Genomic DNA, 16,951 nt, shown 5'->3' on the forward strand with positions numbered 1-16,951 from the left:
ATGAGTGAGTTACAACTAACAGAATTAATAGAGCGGTACCTTAACGGTGAGCTGAACGACGAGGAAAAGCAACGTTTTGAAGCTTTGCGTCGCGAAAATGCCACCGTTGATAGCCGTATTACTGATCATGCCCACTTTGTTGGTTTGATTAAGCAATATGGTGAGCGTGTTGAGCTGGAAAAACGATTAAACGCTATACACCAGGAAATTGATGTGCATACGCTTACTGAAGAGTTAACTGTTCATCCAAACTGGGTGGTTAAAATGTGGCGCAACCATCATTCAAAAATATCGGTGGCTGCCTCTATCGCTATATTCGCTATTTTAAGCACACTTTACTTGAGCGGTTATTTTAATAAGCCAACTACTAATTTCACAGCCCTGCGTCGCGAAATGCAAAGCATAAAGCGCACAGCCGAAAATGCTGAGCGTAGCAATAAAGCCTTACTGCATGATATTAAGTCGGGTAAGCGGGTGGTTAGTGCAGGTACTTTTGCAGGTTCGGGTTTTGCTTTAACATCAAACGGCTACATTATTACTAATTTCCATGTGATCCGCAATGCCGACTCTGTATATGTTCAAAATTCAGCCGGCGATTCTTATCACACAAAGTTAATTTTTACTGAACCAGCATACGACATAGCTGTACTTAAAATCGATGATTCGGCTTTTACTGCCTTAGGCAACATACCCTATAATTTTCGCAAGGGCCGGAGTGATGTAGGAGAAGACCTTTATACAGTTGGTTTTCCTGGCGACTCATTGGTGTTAGGCCGTGGCTATTTAAGCTCTGCAAATGGCTTAAATGGTGATACAGTGGCTTACCAGGTTTCATTGCCAGTTAATCCGGGCAACAGCGGCGGCCCAGTGCTTGATGGAAAAGGAAATATTATAGGTATCATAAGCGGTAAGCAAACCCAGGTTGAAGGTGCTGCTTACGCCATTAAATCAAAATACCTGTTTAAAATTGCCCGCGAAATAACTAAAGATTCTACTAACAATAAGATAACCTTAAACAGCAAGAGCAGTTTGACTGGCTTAAATCAGTCTCAGCAGTTTAAAAAGCTTAAGGATTATGTATTTATGGTGAAGGTGTACAATTAATTACATCGTTTATCAAATAAAAAGGGCCCTTCTTTATTCTGAGAAGGGCCTTTTTTATTTAAGCTTTTTGAGTGTTACTTATATCTACTTAGTTCAGTGTTGGGTTCTCCGGAAAATTAGCGATGTGGGCATAGCGCTGTCCCAGGCTTATTACTACCTCGCGCCATAAATTTTGCTCATCATGCGTAAAAAGAATTTCAGGGTTAAATTTATTAGCCACAATCCAGGTGTCTTCCAGTATCTCAGCGTCTAGCTGGCCGGTTGTCCAGCCCGAGTATCCGGCAAAAAACTTAATCTCATCTTCGGTGATTTGGTAGGTGGAGAGCAGTTCCTTCACCTGTTCAAAGCTTCCACCCCAATATATGCCGTCCCAAATTTCAACGCCGCCTTCAATTTTATCGGGGCAACGGTGTATAAAGTGCAGGGTGTTGTTGGCCACTGGTCCGCCTACATAAACCGGCATTTCTGAGTAAGCAGCATCAGGTAACACATCCCCAAGTTTGTACTCACTGAGCTGGTTAAGTACATAACCCAATGTGCCTTCTTCGGAATGCTCAGCCAGCAGTATAACCGAACGCTTAAAATTAGGATCCATCATAAAAGGTTCAGAAATTAACAGGCGGCCTGATGCGGGTGTTATAGTACTTAACATAGTTTACAATTTATTAAGATAACATGAACAGTTGAAATATGTTCATTTTAGCATTTCACTGATAAATGATTAATAGCAATTAGTAAGTTTGCATAAAATGGACAAAATAGATTTACAAAACCTAAGGCAGGACTACCGCGCCAGTACTTTATCTGAAGCTGCCGTTAAAGGTAACCCCCTAAAGCAGTTTGAAAGCTGGTTTAATGATGCAGTTGCTGCCGAAATACACGAGCCCAACGCTATGACGCTGGCCACTGCAACTACTAACGGATTACCCTCGGCCCGTATTGTGCTGCTTAAAGGTGTTGATGAACAAGGGTTTTCGTTTTATACCAACTACCTGAGCCGTAAAGGCAAAGAAATTGCGAAAAACCCACATGCAGCACTGGTGTTTTTCTGGGGCCCGCTCGAACGGCAGGTGCGCATTGAAGGTACACTCGAAAAGCTGAGCAAGGAAAAATCTGAACAATATTTTCATTCCCGTCCGTTTGGTAGCCAAATTGGTGCTGTGGCATCGCCGCAAAGCCAGGAAATACCTAACCGTGGAAGTTTGGAAAATAAGTGGCAACAGTTGGAGAAAGAATATGAAGGTAAAGAAGTGCCTAAGCCGGCTTATTGGGGTGGCTATATATTAAAACCTCAGCTGGTAGAGTTTTGGCAGGGTGGGTCGAGCCGTTTGCATGACCGTATTTTGTACAAGAAAGCCGGCAAAAGCGACTGGAAAATTGTGAGATTAGCGCCATGATGTTTGAAGAAGTTAAACAACTGCTCGTTGAGCGTTTAGGCAATAATGTGATTATTGGTGAAGAAGTGGGCGGTTTACAGCCGGCCCTAATAATTTCGCCTGAACGTATTGTAGATGTTTGCCTTGAGCTTCGTAACAATCCGGCAACCTATTTTGATTACTTATCGTGCCTTTCTGGCGTGGATTATGGCATAACGGCTAATCGCTTTGGGGTAGTGTACCACTTGGCTTCCATACCGTACCAAACACAGCTAACGCTAAAAATAAGTAAAGAACACGGTCGCGACATTGAAGACCTACCGGTATTTCCCAGCGTTTCATCAGTTTACCGCACTGCCGACTGGCATGAGCGCGAGGCTTATGATTTGTTAGGAATTTTCTTTGAAAATCACCCTGATTTAAGACGCATTTTACTGCCCGATGATTGGGAGGGTTACCCGGTTAGGAAAGATTACAAAGCGGCCGAATATTACAAAGGCATAAAAATAGATTGATTTCGACTTTTGGAGGTTGAGAATCCAGAATCATGAAGAACGACGCACTCGAACGTTACCATCATAAAATAGCTCAGGCTGCCACACAGGATATGATTCTGAATATGGGGCCTCAGCACCCGTCTACACATGGAGTGTTACGGTTGGAACTGATTACCGATGGTGAGATTGTTAAAGAGGTAATACCGCATGCCGGTTACCTGCACCGGTGCTTTGAAAAGCACGCCGAGTCGCTTACCTACCAGCAAACCATTCCGTTTACCGACCGTATGGATTACCTGGCCTCTATGAATAATAGCCACGTTTGGGTAATGGGCGTTGAGCGCATGATGGGCATTGATAAAGACATACCCAAGCGGGTAGAGTATATACGCGTACTGGTGTGCGAACTTAACCGCATTGCAGCACACTTGATTGCCATTGGTACTTACGGAATAGATATTGGCGCTTTTACGCCTTTTTTGTGGTGTTTTAGAGATCGCGAGCACATCATGGGCATGCTGGAATGGGCTTCGGGCTCACGTATGCTCTATAACTATATATGGATTGGTGGTTTATTTTTTGATTTGCCGGTGGGATTTGAAGAGCGATGCCGTGAATTTGTTGACTACTTTAAACCAAAAATGGTTGAGCTTAACGGATTGTTGACCGACAACCAAATCTTTATTAGTCGTACAGCTAATGTGGGGATCTTACCACTCGACGTTGCGATAAATTACGGCTGCTCCGGGCCGATGTTACGCGGATCGGGGTTGAAGTGGGATTTAAGACGGATTGATAATTATTCAGTTTACCCTGAAATAGATTTTGACATACCTGCCGGGACCGGTGAAATGGGTACCAAAGGTGATTGCTGGGACCGCTATAAAGTACGTGTTGATGAGATTGAAGAGTCGCTGAAAATCATTGAGCAATGCCTTGATCGTCTGCAAAAAGAACTTAAACGTACGCCCGACTTTGACCCAAGGGCAAAGCTGCCACGTAAAATAATTCCGAAAGCTCAAGACTATTACATGCGTGGCGAGGGTTCTAAAGGTGAATTAGGCTATTACTTTATTGCAGACGGTAAGTCGGAAGTGCCATTTCGTGTAAAAGCACGGGGTCCGAGCTTCAACAATTTGCACGTCTTATCCGAAATATCTAAGGGTGTAATGATCGCAGACCTTATTGCTATTGTAGGTTCGATAGATTTTGTACTAGGCGAAGTTGATAGGTAGGTTGCGCTCCATACGCATTAGTTATATGACAGGGTTTAAAGCCATTTCAACCATTACCTAATCGTCGTACCCTGAAGGGTAGCCTTGTTGTTTCATCTCCAAAGCCGAGTCGGTTACCTTCTTGGCCAAATCCTGCTTATAAGCTATTAATCGGTGCCCAAGATCTTCATCTGCAGTAGAAAGTATTTGTGCGGCCAATAACCCCGCATTTTTGGCTGCATTGAGCGCAACAGTAGCCACCGGAATGCCATTTGGCATCTGCAGGATGGAAAGTACAGAATCCCAACCATCAATAGAGTTGCTGGATTTAACCGGCACACCAATAACAGGCAAATGCGTTAACGAGGCGACCATGCCGGGTAAATGGGCGGCACCGCCTGCACCGGCAATCACCACTTTTAATCCGCGGCCTGCGGCCGATTTAGCGTATTCAAACAACCTGTCGGGCGTGCGGTGTGCCGACACTACGGTTATTTCATAGTCTACACCTAGTTCACTTAATACATCGGCAGCATCTTGCATAATATTAAGGTCAGACTTGCTGCCCATGATGATGCCTATTTTAAATTGGTTCATTCTTTAAATAAGTTTAGCTGATCACCTTCAGTGTTTGCTGAACGTACCGTGCCTTTTCAATAGCTTTTTCGCGGTCTGTGTCTACAATGGTAACGTGGCCCATTTTACGGAATGGCTTGGTTAGCGCCTTGCCGTATAAATGAATGTACACCCCAGGGCATTTCAACGCTTTCTCAATACCTTGATATATAGCAGGCCCTTCGTACCCTTCTTCCCCTAAAACATTTATCATAATGGCATTGCTCAGGCTGTCGGTATTGCCGAGAGGCTGGTTAAATATAGCTCGCAGATGCTGTTCAAATTGCGATACCGTGTTGCCCTCAATAGTTTGGTGGCCGCTGTTGTGCGGACGCGGCGCCAATTCATTCACCAGTATTTTACCGTTTTTGTCTAAAAACATTTCAACAGCTAATAAGCCTACAATTTTTAGGCTTTCGGCAATTCTTTTGGCAATTTCAGCTGCATCCTGCTGCACTTCAAATGGCAGCGTTGAAGGGGATATCAAAAACTCTACGAGGTTGGCTTGTGGGTTAAATTCCATTTCTACCAATGGGAAGGTGCTCAACTCGCCGTTTTCGTTACGAGCCACAATTACCGCAATCTCTTTTTCAAAGTCAACCCAACGCTCTATAAGGCTGGGTTGCGTAAACGCATTGGCCAGGTATGACTCATCAACCACCTTGTAAACACCCTTGCCGTCATAACCATCACGGCGTAACTTTTGTATATAAGGAAAGGGGATGCTAGCTTGCTGCAAGTCTTTTGCCGATGAGATGATCTGAAATTCGGCTGTTGGAATGTCGTTCTCTTTAAAGAACTGCTTTTGCAAGCCCTTATCCTGTATCAATCGGATAACGCGGGGTTGCGGATATACAATTACACCTTCACGTTCCAACTGCTCAAGCGCATCAACGTTTACCTTTTCAATTTCGATGGTAAGCAAATCAACCTTTTTTCCAAAATTGTATACGGTTTCATAGTCGCTTAGTGAGCCAACTACAAATTCGTCACATAATTTACGGCAAGGTGCCTCCCGGTCGGGGTCTAACACTTTTACCGTAACGTTATAGTTTATAGCTTGCTGTATCAGCATGCGGCCCAGTTGTCCACCACCTAAAATGCCAAGCTTTAAATCACCATAAAATGCTTTCATATTTCGATGTACAATTTTACCCCAAATCTTTTAAAAAGCCTAAATCATTTTAACCAAATCATTCCACAAGTATAGGTTTGTAATCTGGAATTCTATTTGATAAACCTGCAGGTAATAGCTGCTGTGCAATTAATTACAAACTTTGTACGGCTCTTTCTTATTATAACCTTAAAATTAATTTTAAGTTAATAGCCAGAATAAATGAATAACTCAAATAGCCAACAAGAATATTATCATAAAGGGCAAAGTATTCGGAGCAGATTATTGCGGTTTATATTAAGAGCCTTAAACATAAAAGGCATGCTTAGCAAAACGACTGATGTTTTCTCCAGCAATCGCTTGCATAAGATAAATATGCCTGACCCGCCTGAAAGCACCTTGAAAGACATTGATTTAAAAGTTACAGAAATTGACGGACGAAAAGTTTATACCCTCAGCCCCCAAAAAAATAAAGCAGATAAATATATCTTGTTTTTTCATGGTGGAGCTTATGTTATCAATTTTACGCTGTATCACTGGCGTATGCTGGCTCAACTTGTGAGAGAAACAGGATTTACCATTACCGCACCCGATTACCCGTTGCTGCCCGATTATACGTACAAAGAGCGTATTGCAATGGCGAAAAAGCTTTATAATAGTCTTTTAAATCATGCGTCTCCACGTAATATCTTTTTAATGGGCGATTCGTCAGGCGGAAACTTAGCCTTATCATTAGCGCAAAAGCTCCTGTACGATAGAATATCCCAACCAAGGCATATTGTACTGCTATCGCCATGGCTCGATGTGTCAATGAGTAATCCGAAAATTAGGGAGGTTGACAAACGGGACCCTTATCTGGCAACCAATGGCGACCAATTAGGCCGTATGCACGCCGGAGACCGTGATATGAAAGACTACTTAGTAAGCCCTATGTATGGGCCGGTTAAAGGTTTAGCCGAAATAAGCTTATTCACCGGTACGGATGAAATCCTAAATCCTGATGCTCATAAGTTTAAGGATTTAGCAAATACGCAGGGGGTAAATATCAACTTTTATGAGTATGAACATATGATTCACGACTGGATATTATTTCCTATACCGGAGGCTAAAAAAGCTTTTAAGCAAATTATAGCAATTATAAAAAGATAATGAGATGATAGGTGTTAATTCATAAAAAAAGCCGCTTCCCTTAAGAAAAGCGGCTTTTTTTGATATTGTAATATTTGATTAGTCGTTATAAGCAACTTTAGGTGTGCTTGCCGTAGTTGAAGAATAAAACAACGCTTTGTTAGTCGACTCTGCAAATATTAAGCACTCGCGGAATCCGCGGCCACTAACAGCTAAAGTGCTGGCGTTACCCTTCATTAACGGAGAAAGTATAACCTGATAGCTTTGGAACGGCTGGGTGTATTGTTTGCCCATTGTAGCCCAGGCTGCGTTCATATTTAACTGCTGGCCTTGCTCTTTAATAATTTTAGTGTACAGGTTATTATGCTCTGCATAAAAGCTGCGGAAGTTTGTTTTCTCTATAAAGTCTTCAATAGCACCAACATAGCGTCTAAAATCAACACGGTTTAAATCAACACGGTATTCGGTTTTAAGAACCATATTATTATGCTTATTAAATTTGTAAGCATAAAGGCCGTTACGGAAGTGGGAAAAATTATTACCGTTAGCTAATAAATCACTGTTCAGTAATTTTACAGCTTTGTGGTTTTTGAATGCAGCAAACTGCTTCATAACGTCTTTATAGTAAGCGCTCTCTTTATTAATAAGGGTAGTGTCATTACTACCTGTTTCCGTTAAAGATAAAAGGATATAGCCTAATTCGCCAGTTTCCGGTATTTGAGCAGTAACTTGGTTGGTATTTGCTTTGATGTGTTTAGAGCTGTAATGTCCGGCAAGATCGTTGTAGCTTTTACAGCCGGTGCTAAGCATTACGGCAGCACCCAATAACATCGCACAAACCAGAGGGGCTTTGTAAAATAATTTCATATCAATAGTTGTTTTAGTCCTTAGACGTAATTAGGGGATAAATAGTTACGTTAAGTAATAATATTATGATATAAAAATAAGATAAATATTTAATATCTATAAGAAGGTAGAAAGTTATTTTTTAAATTAATTATTAATTAACGCTACTTAGACAGTAATTAAAGATTCCCCTTCAATTTTCTTTTGCAGTTCTATTATCGCGCCTATTAAAGCCTCCGGGCGGGGCGGGCAGCCCTGCACATATACGTCTACCGGAATAATACGATCAACGCCTTTAACAACATGGTAACCATGTTGCCAATAGGGGCCCCCGCAGTTGGAGCATGATCCCATTGATATCACATAGCGTGGCTCGGGCATTTGCTCATATAAACGTTTGATGCGTTCGGCCATTTTAAAGGTTACCGTTCCGGCAATAATAATAACATCTGCCTGGCGGGCCGAGGGGCGTGGAAACACGCCCATGCGGTCAACATCATAAGTTGAGGCATACATGCCCATCATTTCAATGGCGCAGCAAGCTATGCCGAAGCTTAGCGGCCAAATAGATGATAGACGCGCCCAGTTAAGCAGATCATTTAATTTAGTGACAATTACACCACCCTCTTCATTCATTTCCTGACTCATCTGTGGTTTTTTTAAATGATGGTTTAAACATAGGCTTTCGGGCAACCGGTGCAGAAGTGCTTGCAACAGCAGCAGTAACCAAAACCGGCTCCGGTTCAGCCGAAAAGCTTTTTACTTTGAACGTTTTTTGCTGCTCATTTAGTGCGTCATAAACAGCTAACGGTATAACGGTATTTACCTCAGGAATAACCGGTTTAGGCTTAATCCATTCCAGATCGCCTTTGCGCCACACGTATACCAAACCCAATATTAGTATCCCAGCAAAAACAAACATTTCTATCAGCGTAAATACGCCCCATCTGGCATCGGCGGCAATCAGATCGGCGTTGGCATATATGGTGCACCACGGGAAAATAAATACCATTTCTACATCAAACAGCAAAAAAATGAGCGCTATAACATAAAAGCGGGTATTAAAAGGAATCCATGCGCTGCCTACCGGTTCTTCGCCGCACTCGTATGAGGTAAGCTTTTCGGGGTTGGGTTTGTTGGGTGAAATAAGCTTACTTAAAAACAAAGTCATGCCAACCAGCACAAAGCCGATAATCAGGAAGATAAATATCTTTCCAAATTCCGATATTTGCGAAACCTCATTCATGTCTGCAAATTTAACAAAACAAACAACTTTTGATGCTATAATTATAGGTGCCGGTGCCTGTGGTTTAATGTGTGCTGTTCAGGCTGGTTTTTTAGGCAAGCGTACCCTGATACTGGAAAAGAACAACCGGGCAGGAGCTAAGATATTGATAAGTGGCGGTGGCCGTTGTAATTATACAAATTTGCACACCTCTGCCCAGCAGTTTATTTCTGCTAATCCGCACTTCTGCAAATCGGCTTTTGCCCAGTGGACGGTTGATGATACTATTAGCTTTTTTGAGGCTTACGGCATACAGGGCCAGGAGAAAACCCTGGGTCAACTTTTTCCTGCAACTAACAAGGCAAAGGATATAGTTGAAGTGTTTACCCAGCTATGCCAGGATTTAGATCAGCCTGTTTGGCTTAACACCAATGTAAACGCTGTTGAACAGAGCGACGAAGGTTTTACTGTAAGCTATGAGCGCGCCGGAAAATTGGGAAGCTTAACGGCCCCTAAGGTGGTGATTACTACCGGTGGCTTACCTGTACAAAAACTGGGAGCAACAGATTTTGGACTGCGCATTGCCCGGCAATTTGGGATGAACGTTGTAAAACCGATGCCTGCACTGGTCCCTCTTACTATTACGGGTAAAGACCAGCCATGGTATGAGCAGTTATCTGGTAACAGTATTTTTTGCAGCGTCTCCAACGACAAGATAAGCTTCGAAGAAAATATACTCTTTACGCACTGGGGATTAAGCGGTCCTGCCATATTACAGCTTTCCTCTTACTGGCAGGCCGGTGAGGTGTTTTATATAAACCTGTTACCGCATAGGGATGTGGCGGAGCTTATTCAGAACGAGCGACTCATAAATCCGAAGAAAACGCTGGGTTTATTACTGGCTGGCTTGTACACCCGCAAGTTCGCCGATGCCTTGAGCGGACAATTGCCCGTTCAGAAAAATTTGGCATCATTAAGTAAGGAAGACCTGGATGCAATTAAACAACAGATACATCACTTTAAAGTGAAACCGGCCGGCGACAAAGGTTACGACAAAGCTGAAGTGATGCGGGGCGGTATTGACACCAATGAATTGTCATCGAAAACGATGGAAGCTAAGAAGGTGCCGGGCCTTTTCTTTGGCGGCGAGTGTGTGGATGTAACCGGTTGGTTGGGAGGCTATAACTTTCAGTGGGCATGGGCTTGCGGGTTTGTTATAGCACAAAACTTATAGTGGTTTCTATTATTTTGTAAATAATTATCTTAAATGTATTTTTGTAACTCCCCTGTTACAAATGATTAAAAGATTAAACCTAACAAACAGTTACAAACCTATTGTTTTCCTGTGGCTTGCCGTAAGTATCTTTTGTTGGCAGTACAAGTACTTTAATAATCGTTACAACAATTACAGCATCTTTGCCGGAGTATACCATCATACCGTCGCTCAAACCAACTTATATGCGCCTTATCCCGCCGAGTATTATGATACTAATCACTATGGGCCATTTTTTAGTTTGGTGGTAGCGCCTTTTGCGGTATTACCTACAGGCTTAGGCTTTTTTTTATGGAACCTGATGAACGCTGGCGTTCTGATCTGGGCCGTTACGCTTTTGCCCTTGGCAAATAAGCGTAAGATACTGTTATTGTTGCTTTGCTCAATCGAGTTTGCTAATACGCAACACTCTATTCAATTTAATCCGGTAATTGCGGCTTTCTTAATATTCAGCTTTTACTTTCTAGAGAAGAAGCGCGAAGAATGGGCTACGCTATTTATTGTGATTGGTGCTTTAATTAAGCTGTACCCTATAATTGGATTGGCTTTCTTCATGTTTTCGAAAAGGAAAGCAGCATTTGCATTGTGGTGTGTTATATGGGCAATTGTAGGTGTGTGCTTACCTATGCTTATTTCAAGTCCGCATTTTATTTTGCAGTCACACCTGGACTGGTATCACTCATTGAGCGATAAAAACCTAGTGAACATTGGCTTAAATTCGGCTCAGGACCTTTCGGTTATGGGCGTTGTAAGGCGTATCACCAGTAACTTAACTATTCCTAATATTCCATTTTTAGCTGTAGGAGCTATTACCCTGGGGTTAGCTGTTTTAAGGGTTAAACAATTTAGTTACCAAAGCTTTAGGCTACAAGTGCTCGCTTTGTGTTTAATGGTAGTTGTATTGTTTAGTACAGGTTCTGAACCGCCTACTTACATAATAGCCATTATTGGCGCTATGATTTATTTATTGGCACAGCAAAGTCCGTTCAGTAAAGGTAATCTGGCGTTTATTATACTAATTGCGTTGCTGGCAGGTTTAGCTTCTACCGATGCCATACCGGCATTTATACGTAAGCCCTATGTAAGCCGCTACGCCATGAAGGTTTGGCCTTATATCGCCTTATGGGCTAAAATGGTTTATGAACTCTTGATGTCTGATTTTGGCAATAAGGAAAAGCAGCTTAAAGCTGCTAATATTCTACATCCTATTGGTACGCCAGAACAGCCTTTGCAAGCTGCCAGTTAGTTTTTGTGTGATGTTTTTACATCCTTGTAGTACTTAATAAGATTATCCATCTTATTGATACTGAATTTGCCTTTCTGAATGGCCTCTACAACCTGTGGCTCATCACCCATAATGTCGCTCATAACATCAACAAAGTTCATGGGGGTGACCTGGCTCATTTCACCCACGCTGGCACCAAAGTAATAGGTGATTCGGGTGCTGTAGCCGCCATTACCGCCTCCGCCGCCCAAGCTTATGCCAACACCGCCACCACCATAGCCGCCGGTACCAAAGCCTCCGGAAAAGCTCGGGCTCAATTTGAAACCGCCGCCACTGCTGCCCCCCTGGTAAACATATAGCTTTAAAGGTTCATCCAGTTCTACCCGTACAAAATCCAATTCGGCTTTTGGCCACGTTTCATAAGAGGGGGGATGGGCTACAATAAAGCTGTCTTTACCTGCTACGTAGTACTTAATATCACTGGCACTTAATTTTATTTCGTTGGCTTTGGGATTGTCTTTATAGATAATAAACCCCTCGTTCTTTATAGGGCCTTTGCCGGTTTGGCCGATCTGTATTAGTCCGGGTACCTTGTTGCCCTTGGTATCAAAAAAATAGCCAGGCTGCCACTTTTGAGCAAAAGCAGACAGATTTAGTAATAGTGCAGCTGTAAAGGTTAGATTGCGAAACATAGTTAATTAATGATACACGTCATCGTCAGGTGGTACTGGCATTTTGCCCGTACGGTAATATACCAGTAAATCCTGCATATCTTCCAAACGGAGTATTTTACTCTTTATTTTATCTTGAATATCGGGTTTGTTAGCCATAACCAGGCTCATCATTTCAATAAAGTTCTTTTTGGTTAGCAAGGTTAAATTTTCAAGATTGGAGCCAACATAATATTCCAGCTTAGTACTACTACCATAGCCCGCAGGTACAGCGCCGAAGCCCATGCTACCTCCACCTAAACGTAAAGAACCATTGCTTACTAACAACTTATACAATTTTACATTTTCGTTAGCTAACACTTGCAATACAGGCGCAAAATGAGTTTCCTTAGATTTTGATACCACAAAGCTGTCGGTGCCAAATGTAAAAGCTCTGATATTTTGCGTGCTAATTTTTGCGTCATCCGTATGTTCGTTGGGTTTAAACCGAATGAAATTTTGCTTTGGTGATTTCGCATTAACGATATACCAGGAAATTAACCCAGTTTTTTTCTTATTAAGCGTGTCGTAATAACTACCGGGTTTCCAATCGCGGAACAACTGTGCTTTACTTGGCACTGTAACAGTCAAAATACACAATAGCAGTAAAATTGTACGCATAAGATTTAGATATTTGAAACGAATATAGTATTAAATTAAAATGATGACTGTTGATTTACGAAGCGACACCGTAACTAAACCAACGCCAGGTATGCTCGAAGCTATGTGGAGCGCTAAGGTTGGTGATGACGTTTTTGGCGAGGATGAGAGTGTGAATGAATTGGAAGCCAAAGCTGCCGCCATGTTCGGCATGGAAGCCGCAATTTTTTGCCCGTCGGGTACCATGACCAACCAAATCGCAATAAAGTGTTTTACGCAACCGCTCGATGAACTGATTGCCGACCAAACTGCGCATGTGTATCGTTATGAGGGCGGGGGGATTGCTTTCAACTCTGCCGTTTCTACCCGTTTGCTGAACGGTTACCGTGGCATATTAACAGCTGAAATGATAGAGCCTGAAATTAACGCCGTAGGCAACATACACTACCCTAATACCAGTTTAGTTGTACTGGAAAATACAGTGAATAAAGGAGGCGGGAGCTGCTATACATTGGATCAGATTGAACCTATTGCAGCCTTGTGCAAACGCCGCAACTTGAAATTGCATTTAGATGGCGCCCGGATATTTAATGCGCTGGCACATACTGGTGATAAAGCTGTTGATTATGGTAAGTATTTTGATGGTATATCGGTTTGCTTGTCTAAGGGATTAGGTACACCGGTAGGCTCGGTATTGCTGGCCAGTAAGAACACCATTACTTATGCACGCCGTATACGCAAGGTGTTAGGCGGTGGTATGCGGCAGGCCGGCTTTTTAGCAGCAGCTGGTAGCTACGCTTTAGACCATCACGTAGAGCGTTTGAAAATTGACCATATGCATGCTCAGATACTGGCCGACGAATTGGCTAAATGTACATGGGTAATCAATGTGATGCCGACCGAAACCAATATAGTATTATTTGATACAGAAGGGCCGGCGGATGCCGTTGTAGCCAAACTACTTTCAAAAGGCATTAAGGCAGGTTGTACCGATACCAAACGTATCCGCTTTGTAACTCACCTGGATATACACCCTGAGCAGATTGAGTATACCGTTCAGGTGTTGAAGAGCCTTTAGCCAGTAAGTTTGTGTGAGGCCCGCTAGTTGGTAAGTTGGCAGATATATGCTGACTTACCAACTAGCGGACTTATTAACTCACTTTATCTATCAGCTCCCTGTCTTTCAACCATCCAGCCCGGATATTCTTTATTGAGGGCGCTTACTTCATCAATCTTTTTCAGGTCATCAGCCGAGAGTTCAAGCCCGGTTGATTTGATATTGTCGTGAAGTTGATCGATCCGCTTTGCCCCGATGATAGTGCTCGTAATGCCTGGTTGCTGCCTTACCCATGCCAGTGCTACTGTAGCAGCAGAGGCATCATAACGCTTGCCAATTTCGCTTATCACGTCAATAATGTCATACGTTTTTTCTTTGTTAATGGGCGGGAAGTCGAACGTTGCCCGGCGGCCGTCACCCGTCTTTTCATCATCCCTGGTATACTTGCCCGAAAGGAAACCTCCTGCGAGTGGGCTCCATGGCATTACTGCCAAATTTTGGTCTTGCGCTAATGGCAGTATTTCCCGCTCAATATCTCTGCCTGCTAATGAGTAAAAGTATTGCAAGCCAGCAAATTTATTCCAGCCATGCTTTTCGGCAATACCCTGTGCTTTCATTACCATCCATGCTGGCCAGTTACAGCAGGCTATGTAACGTACTTTGCCGCTTAGTACAACATCGTTTAAGGCCCGCATGGTTTCTTCAACCGGAGTGCGTTGATCTACGCCATGCACATATAGAATATCTATATGATCTAACTGTAAACGTTGCAGACTTTCATCAACAGAATTAAAAATATGATAACGTGAAAGACCTACGTTGTTGATACCATCGCCCATTTTACCGCGAACCTTGGTGGCAATCACCAGATCGTTACGGCTGAGGCCTAAATCTACAATAGACTGGCCAAGCAGCTTCTCAGATTCGCCGAAAGAATACACGTTGGCCGTATCTATAAAGTTAATGCCGGCGTCAATCACCGTCTTCATCAACTCGTTTACCTCTTGCTGTTGTATTTTACCTATGGCTTCCCAAATACCCTTTCCGCCAAAGGTCATGGTACCAAAGCAAATCTCGGAAACCAGCAACCCGGTTCCGCCTAAAAAGTTGTACTTCATGTTAGTGTTGTTTAGAAATTTTAACTACAGGGGCAGCGCTTTTGTTTATGTAGCATGGTCAGCCAATAGTCATACCTCAACACCGGTGCATGCCTTAGCCATACACGAAATAAACAGTCTTTGTGCCACGTTCCTTAGCGTACTCTAAAAAGCGTTTAAAGTTCCGCAGGTCATGTCCAAGATTGTTGTCAATGTAGCCATCGCCCAGGTCGGTATTAAAGTCAGAAAAGTAGAAGTTTCTGTTTAGAATATCTTCTTCATTTTCATCGGGTAAAAGTAACGCCGGTATATCGGCTACGGTTGATAGCTTCTCTATTAATTGTGTTATCAATACGCTAACTTTATCAATATTTCCCCTTAAAGCGCTCCTTCGTGCTTCTACTTTTTGTAAAATCTCTTCTCTTTCAATATCCGACTTTGCATATTCAAGCCGAAACTGAATTTCGCTTTCATCCCCATAATTATTCATGTCATACAGCGGAGAAATATCTGTTCCGGCCATTCTTGCTATTTGATCCAATTCGGGCTCACCTTCTATCAGGTCTCTTCTGGACATTAAATCACAAAAAGTCCTGCTTAAGCTGTGCCTTTTAAAATTATTGTCATCATGATCGTAATAAGTTGCGTCGAAGACATCAACAGGGTTATCTACGTGGATGTGAATGTCTAAGCCCATAGTTATTTATTGCATGTGCAGGCTAATATAAAACATTAATGATGTTTCTTGTTTTATATGGTATAATGAACCGCCTCCTTAAAAAACTTGAAAAAATTGGCCGCGACCCAAAGATAACTGCTAAGGCAGCGGGGTTAAGATACGTGGTTGACACCTCGCCGGGTTATACACGCAAACCCTCAGGCAAGGGCTTCGCTTTTTATGACGCGGATGGGGGGCTGGTAAAAGATAAAGAACTTATACAAAGATTTAACAAGCTCATTATTCCGCCGGCTTATACCAAAGTTTGGATATCTCCTTACGAGAACAGCCACTTGCAGTTTACCGGTACTGATGCTGCCGGCCGCAAGCAATATCGTTACCATGCCGATTGGAATAAAATCCGTAACCAATCTAAATATCACCGCCTGCAGGCGTTTGCCGTTCATTTACCGGCCATTCGTAAGCAGGTTGACCAGGATTTGCTGCGCCGTAATCTGGATCATGATAAAGTTTTAGCGCTGGTTGTTAGGTTAATGGAACTAACCAGTATACGTATAGGCAACGAGTCGTACAAAAAGCTGTATGGCTCTTACGGTTTAACCACCATGCAGGATAAGCACGTAAAAGTTGATGGGTCCAAAATTAATTTTGAGTTTAAAGGCAAAAAAGGAGTTTATCATAAGATAGACTTGCAAAGCAAAAGACTGGCCCGTTTGGTTAAGCAATGCCGTGATATACCCGGTAAGGAGTTGTTTCAGTATTATGATGATGAAGGTAAACGCTGTACCATCGATTCGGGTGATGTAAACGGTTACTTGAAGCAAATTACCGGCGAGGATTTTACTGCCAAAGATTTTCGTACCTGGGCTGGCAGTGTAAGCGCTCTATATGCCTTCAAGGAAGCGGGCGAATTTGAAAACCAGACCCAATGCAAAAAAAATATCATCAGTGTGCTGGACGAAGTAGCCATTAACCTGGGCAACACCCGCACGGTATGTAAAAAGTATTACGTGCACCCAACCGTAATTAAAAGTTACGAGGAGGGCACGCTTTTTAAATACATCCAGAACCTGGACGAGGATAAGGATATCAGGGCTTCGGAACTTAATACTGCAGAGAAAGCCTTGCTCGAGATACTGGAAAAAGAAAAGCTGGCCGAGGCCAGCTGATCTATAAAGAACAGGAAACTAT

The 16,951-nt window shown here is 42.7% G+C and carries 19 protein-coding genes; 9 read left to right on the forward strand and 10 right to left on the reverse strand.

The window, feature by feature from the left end:
* Positions 1–1,104, forward strand: a complete 1,104-nt coding sequence (locus ABDD95_RS08580) for a serine protease (protein WP_345951473.1) — start codon at positions 1–3, stop codon at positions 1,102–1,104.
* Positions 1,105–1,192: 88 nt separating this feature from the next.
* Here ABDD95_RS08580 and ABDD95_RS08585 read toward each other — a convergent pair whose 3' ends face one another.
* A complete protein-coding gene (locus ABDD95_RS08585; protein WP_345951474.1) occupies positions 1,193–1,756 on the reverse strand; it encodes a YqgE/AlgH family protein in 564 nt (187 codons plus the stop codon).
* Positions 1,757–1,853: 97 nt separating this feature from the next.
* Here ABDD95_RS08585 and pdxH point away from each other — a divergent pair, with 97 nt between their 5' ends.
* Genes pdxH through ABDD95_RS08600 form a run of 3 tightly spaced genes read left to right on the forward strand, consistent with a single transcriptional unit; the run spans position 1,854 to position 4,212 of the window.
* Positions 1,854–2,501, forward strand: coding sequence for a pyridoxamine 5'-phosphate oxidase (pdxH, locus tag ABDD95_RS08590; RefSeq protein WP_345951475.1), 648 nt, complete (start codon positions 1,854–1,856; stop codon positions 2,499–2,501).
* Complete coding sequence (locus ABDD95_RS08595; protein WP_345951476.1) at positions 2,498–2,995, forward strand: NADH-quinone oxidoreductase subunit C; 498 nt, start codon at positions 2,498–2,500, stop codon at positions 2,993–2,995. The genes pdxH and ABDD95_RS08595 overlap by 4 nt, the downstream gene beginning before the upstream one ends.
* Before the next feature lie 32 nt (positions 2,996–3,027).
* Complete coding sequence (locus ABDD95_RS08600) at positions 3,028–4,212, forward strand: NADH-quinone oxidoreductase subunit D (RefSeq protein WP_345951477.1); 1,185 nt, start codon at positions 3,028–3,030, stop codon at positions 4,210–4,212.
* 57 nt (positions 4,213–4,269) lie between these two features.
* Here ABDD95_RS08600 and purE read toward each other — a convergent pair whose 3' ends face one another.
* Both purE and ABDD95_RS08610 read right to left on the reverse strand, forming a co-directional pair.
* Positions 4,270–4,788 (reverse strand): 5-(carboxyamino)imidazole ribonucleotide mutase, encoded by a 519-nt coding sequence (gene purE, locus ABDD95_RS08605; protein ID WP_345951478.1) that lies wholly within the window; start codon positions 4,786–4,788, stop codon positions 4,270–4,272.
* A gap of 13 nt (positions 4,789–4,801) precedes the next feature.
* A complete protein-coding gene (locus ABDD95_RS08610; protein WP_345951479.1) occupies positions 4,802–5,941 on the reverse strand; it encodes a 5-(carboxyamino)imidazole ribonucleotide synthase in 1,140 nt (379 codons plus the stop codon).
* Positions 5,942–6,241: 300 nt separating this feature from the next.
* On the opposite strand from ABDD95_RS08610, the gene ABDD95_RS08615 reads away from it, so the two are divergent.
* Positions 6,242–7,069: an alpha/beta hydrolase gene (locus tag ABDD95_RS08615; RefSeq protein ID WP_345951480.1), complete on the forward strand. Its 828-nt coding sequence runs from the start codon at positions 6,242–6,244 to the stop codon at positions 7,067–7,069.
* A gap of 78 nt (positions 7,070–7,147) precedes the next feature.
* Here ABDD95_RS08615 and ABDD95_RS08620 read toward each other — a convergent pair whose 3' ends face one another.
* From ABDD95_RS08620 to ABDD95_RS08630, 3 genes are all read right to left on the reverse strand, one after another.
* The gene (locus ABDD95_RS08620; protein WP_345951481.1) at positions 7,148–7,915 is read right to left on the reverse strand and encodes a hypothetical protein; all 768 of its coding nucleotides are present in this window, start codon (positions 7,913–7,915) and stop codon (positions 7,148–7,150) included.
* 147 nt (positions 7,916–8,062) lie between these two features.
* Positions 8,063–8,542: an NADH-quinone oxidoreductase subunit B family protein gene (locus ABDD95_RS08625; RefSeq protein ID WP_345951482.1), complete on the reverse strand. Its 480-nt coding sequence runs from the start codon at positions 8,540–8,542 to the stop codon at positions 8,063–8,065.
* Positions 8,523–9,140, reverse strand: coding sequence for an NADH-quinone oxidoreductase subunit A (locus ABDD95_RS08630; protein ID WP_345951483.1), 618 nt, complete (start codon positions 9,138–9,140; stop codon positions 8,523–8,525). Before ABDD95_RS08630 ends, ABDD95_RS08625 begins: the two co-directional genes overlap by 20 nt.
* On the opposite strand from ABDD95_RS08630, the gene ABDD95_RS08635 reads away from it, so the two are divergent.
* Together ABDD95_RS08635 and ABDD95_RS08640 are read left to right on the forward strand one after the other, a co-directional pair.
* Entirely contained in the window at positions 9,139–10,353 is a 1,215-nt protein-coding gene (locus ABDD95_RS08635) for an NAD(P)/FAD-dependent oxidoreductase (protein ID WP_345951484.1), read from the forward strand. The genes ABDD95_RS08630 and ABDD95_RS08635 overlap by 2 nt on opposite strands.
* A gap of 61 nt (positions 10,354–10,414) precedes the next feature.
* On the forward strand, positions 10,415–11,638 hold the full coding sequence (locus ABDD95_RS08640; protein WP_345951485.1) for a glycosyltransferase family 87 protein: 1,224 nt from the start codon (positions 10,415–10,417) through the stop codon (positions 11,636–11,638).
* Here the strand turns inward: ABDD95_RS08640 and ABDD95_RS08645 are convergent.
* Together ABDD95_RS08645 and ABDD95_RS08650 are read right to left on the reverse strand one after the other, a co-directional pair.
* The gene (locus ABDD95_RS08645) at positions 11,635–12,309 is read right to left on the reverse strand and encodes a hypothetical protein (RefSeq protein ID WP_345951486.1); all 675 of its coding nucleotides are present in this window, start codon (positions 12,307–12,309) and stop codon (positions 11,635–11,637) included. The two genes, ABDD95_RS08640 and ABDD95_RS08645, sit on opposite strands and share 4 nt — an antisense overlap.
* Before the next feature lie 6 nt (positions 12,310–12,315).
* Positions 12,316–12,948 carry a hypothetical protein gene (locus ABDD95_RS08650; protein ID WP_345951487.1) on the reverse strand — a complete coding sequence of 211 codons (633 nt, stop codon included), beginning with the start codon at positions 12,946–12,948 and terminating at the stop codon, positions 12,316–12,318.
* A gap of 40 nt (positions 12,949–12,988) precedes the next feature.
* Between ABDD95_RS08650 and ABDD95_RS08655 the strand changes: the two genes are divergently transcribed.
* Positions 12,989–14,005 (forward strand): GntG family PLP-dependent aldolase, encoded by a 1,017-nt coding sequence (locus tag ABDD95_RS08655; RefSeq protein ID WP_345951488.1) that lies wholly within the window; start codon positions 12,989–12,991, stop codon positions 14,003–14,005.
* A gap of 83 nt (positions 14,006–14,088) precedes the next feature.
* On the opposite strand, the gene ABDD95_RS08660 is transcribed toward ABDD95_RS08655, so the two are convergent.
* Positions 14,089–15,102, reverse strand: a complete 1,014-nt coding sequence (locus tag ABDD95_RS08660; protein ID WP_345951489.1) for an aldo/keto reductase — start codon at positions 15,100–15,102, stop codon at positions 14,089–14,091.
* Between the two features lie 94 nt (positions 15,103–15,196).
* Positions 15,197–15,778, reverse strand: coding sequence for a hypothetical protein (locus ABDD95_RS08665; protein ID WP_345951490.1), 582 nt, complete (start codon positions 15,776–15,778; stop codon positions 15,197–15,199).
* Between the two features lie 38 nt (positions 15,779–15,816).
* Here ABDD95_RS08665 and ABDD95_RS08670 point away from each other — a divergent pair, with 38 nt between their 5' ends.
* Positions 15,817–16,929, forward strand: coding sequence for a DNA topoisomerase IB (locus ABDD95_RS08670; protein ID WP_345951491.1), 1,113 nt, complete (start codon positions 15,817–15,819; stop codon positions 16,927–16,929).
* Positions 16,930–16,951: the final 22 nt, after the last annotated feature.

It is taken from the genome of Mucilaginibacter sp. PAMB04274 (assembly GCF_039634385.2).
Taxonomy (GTDB): Bacteria; Bacteroidota; Bacteroidia; order Sphingobacteriales; family Sphingobacteriaceae; genus Mucilaginibacter.